2 protein-coding genes are annotated in these 3,426 nt (G+C 53.0%); one reads left to right on the forward strand and one right to left on the reverse strand.

From position 1 onward, the window contains the following. The first annotated feature begins 266 nt into the window (after positions 1 to 266). Entirely contained in the window at positions 267 to 1,196 is a 930-nt protein-coding gene (locus tag AB4Z11_RS27015) for a hypothetical protein (RefSeq protein WP_442028927.1), read from the forward strand. 65 nt (positions 1,197 to 1,261) lie between these two features. On the opposite strand, the gene AB4Z11_RS27020 is transcribed toward AB4Z11_RS27015, so the two are convergent. After that, positions 1,262 to 3,426 (reverse strand): hypothetical protein (locus AB4Z11_RS27020; RefSeq protein ID WP_442028928.1); only part of this gene is annotated, 2,165 nt, incomplete at its 5' end.

Genomic DNA, 3,426 nt, shown 5'->3' on the forward strand with positions numbered 1-3,426 from the left:
GGCTTATAACGCGTATTCACATGGGGTGAACGAGGAAGCGCTTAGTCGGCCGTTACTCAAAGTTGATCGAGGACAGACAAGATAGGGAACTTGAAACTTTACTTAGAGGGTCAACGGCCTGGCGCGCTGGTTGTCCTCAGATGTAATTGCACTTCCAGGGGGGCTCAGATAGGTACGCAATTTGAATCGAAGGTGTCGAGCAGCGGTGCGGGAAATTGGCGTCCATCGATCTGATAGACTACTTTTTTCACGTTTATTCGAATTAAATGACAAAGAAGAAAAGGAAGTCTCGTTCGAAGCCGATCACAACAGACCCCAAATCCATAGTGCAGATGCATGTACCTAGGAGATGGATACAAGGTCGAAGGTTGTTGGCAGTAGTAGCATCTGCATGCGGCGTTGCGGCAGCCGTCATCACATTTTGTTACGGATTTATCAAGGACTATCGGGAAGGTAAACTCGGTGGTCAGCTGGAGCTCACTATCGACAATGTGCCTCTTAACCGAGGCATGCCAACCTACGTGTTCTATCCGGTGACAGATAGGAATGCGCGTTACCTCATTCCTGTTGGACTGGTGATGAAGAATAGTTCTCCCGTAAAGGCATCTGACGTCACGTTCGCAACCAGATATGAGAAACCCGCCGGCCGCGCATCAATGACTGACTTAGTCAGTCAATTCTCGGGAACTCGTCTGATCAGTGACTTAAAAAGCGAGATGAATGGAAGCGATAAATATGACTTCGTCGTTCATCGCGTCAATTTTCTCTCTGCTGGAGAGAGCTTTAGGCTAACCGATGGCGGCCAGTCGTATGCGATGCCAGTATCAGTAGAATCTTACGAACCGTTGCTCTTTGGTGCCCATCAGGGGATTAACATTAGTGTTGCCGCAGGTAGTGATCGGGAGGCGCGTCACACTTGGGATGTTCGTTATCGCGGACTTGATGTTCAAAATTTAGATCAAGTCGGTGAGGTAGTGCGAACTTACTATGCCAAGCAAGTGGCAATTGATCTACGTGCCACGCTAAGCTTCGGAGATTATATGTGGCGGGTGCTATTTGGCGACGAAGTAAACATTGTCGCTTACTCGCCAGACTTCAAATTTGTTCCTGAGCGCAGACTTTATGTACCCACTGACGTGCCAAAAGAGCACCTAATGTACCGCTTTGATCCGTATAAGTGGTCGCTGTTGTTTTGAGAACGAAGCCCCCAACGGGGGCTGTGTTCTGCGAAGCGTGCCGATGAACGAATCGAAGGATTCGGCTAGTGCTTGGTGGCTCCTGTAGGCGAAGTTGCCAAGTAGTCGCGAAGCTGGAATCCGAGCGACGACCCAGCATCGACAAGTCGATCAAGGATATCGAGTGTTGCCCTACGCAGGTTGACGTCTCGAATTAGGGCCTCTCGATGTTCATGCACGGCTACATGGCAGATGGTCTCGGCGTGCCAAAGACTGTTCCCGTCGTCGAATAAGTCGACGGGCGATTTGTCGAGGGCGTCCCGCAACTGGGGAAGCGCCGCCGGCACTGCGGACATCCTACCAACGCCCGCCATCAGTTGAAGGAGGCGTTCTAGGCCTATTCGGCTGTCGCCAACAGCGATGATGCAATCTGCGACAAAATGCGGGCGGGATTTAAAGAGCTTTAGGTTGTGCCAGGTCTTCGGCCAAGGCATCGAACACAGCAGAAGTGTCGTAAGCACCTTATMAAATCGGCTGTACGACCTTCGGCTGCCGCTTCTCAGCGATTCTTCATCAAAGACTGCAGCTTTTGCGCGATCCCACACTCGCCAAAAAGCCGTCGCGTTTGTGAAATCCGAGTTCACGCACTCGAAAAGCATAGTATCCAGAATGGTTTCACTCAGCTCCGGCGCGATCTTGAGACAGTAGTCGAAAGCCTCGAACAGCGGTGAGCTGTCATCTATCTGCATCAAGAGTTCAGATGCAAGCAAGCCACTCAACTCTCGTCGTGCGTCGAAATCCACATGCTCAGGATCGTGTTGCCGCACGTTGGGACCGTTCTCCTGGTCCGCTGCGAGTTTTGTGAGCGTTATGAGAGATTGAACTCGCCAGGTGCTGGGCTTTTCGCTGCGTGCGGCGTCGAGAACTATCGTCCACTCCTTAATCGCGGCTAAGCTCCGCGGCGACGAACGTAAACCTGGCGTCATCTTCTCCAACGCTATGGTGAGTGCCTTGACAGTGGCCATCCTGGCCTCGAGGACGAAGTCTTGAGTCCGCCCTCTTGGGCGCGCAGTTGTGACGTCCAATGCTTGAGCATAGTGTGCGAGGCCAGTGGTGAGTATCTCTGCCAATACAGGTTGCTTAGACCTCAGTTCATCGGAGATCGCCTTGGCCGCAGCCCGACGCAACTTCCACATGGGCTCGGTCACAATGTTTACCAAGGCCTCAACCATTCTGGGAAGAGTTGGATCGTAGGCAGCAATAGCGACAACTGCCTTTGCACGCTGTACACCCATCGAAGGATCTTGGCGCGGCCATGTATCCTTGTCTTTGCGAATTGCAGCGCCTTCGAGCAAAATGGTTCGGGCCCACCGGAGGGCGTGCGAGGTATCGTTGGGCCACTTACGAATTAGGGCACAGGCAAGCTCGTCCTCCAGCCCTGCGAGCATATCGGCTTCTTGGCCTTCGACCTCATTGCAAAGACCAACGAATTCCTCGTAGGGTTCAGAAGGTGACGAGAATCGCTCTGAAGTTCCAGGCGCTGCCGTCGCGAACCGCCCTGTCACCGCTGCAGCCCAGGTACGTACAGAGCCTATAAGGTTCAAACGCTGCATGCTAACTTGTGCCTTGTCGCTGGCATATTGAAGCTCTGGATCGAGGTCGGCGATCTCGAGCGGAGCCCAAGTGCTATCACCGACGGGCTCTCCGAGCTTCAAGCCGCGGGCATCCATTCGCTTGAGGCCTATCAGCCACCCCTCTGAGACATTGCTTGTGGTTTTTAGTGCGTCGAGGTGGTTGTCCAGAATTCTGTAAAGAGATTCGCGTAGGTCTGGGCGATTGAACTGCAACCCAAGAAACAGAATTTCCAAATACTTATTCCGATGCGGCAGTCGATTGCTGGCCATCCGCTCCTGCTGTCTGGCGGAGTCCAACCCATCGTGGCCGCCGTGGATTGCCAACGAACCCGCTTCTTGCACGCTGCGTGCAATATCGTCAGAGAAGAATTGTGGGCACATGAAAATGGAAAGCAGCTTCTCGGTTACGAGCTCAGGGTGCGCAGTCAAGACTCCGGCCACCATTCCTGTAGTGAAGCTCGATTCTCCTAGATCCAGGATTATCTCAAGCACTTGTGAGACTACTTTTGGCTGACGCGTGGCTTCGGCAAGTAGCCGTTCTTCTAGCGCCATTAACGCCGCATTCAGGACGTAGCTAGTGACTGAATGCCCACGGTAGGCAGCCCATAGACGAAAGT

Source organism: Pseudoduganella sp. RAF53_2 (assembly GCF_052113985.1).
GTDB lineage: Bacteria > Pseudomonadota > Gammaproteobacteria > Burkholderiales > Burkholderiaceae_D > Rugamonas.

Excerpts from the sequence above, each read along its gene's own strand:
- AB4Z11_RS27015 (WP_442028927.1), top strand. The coding sequence starts at position 267 with ATGACAAAGAAGAAAAGGAAGTCTCGTTCGAAGCCGATCACAACAGAC.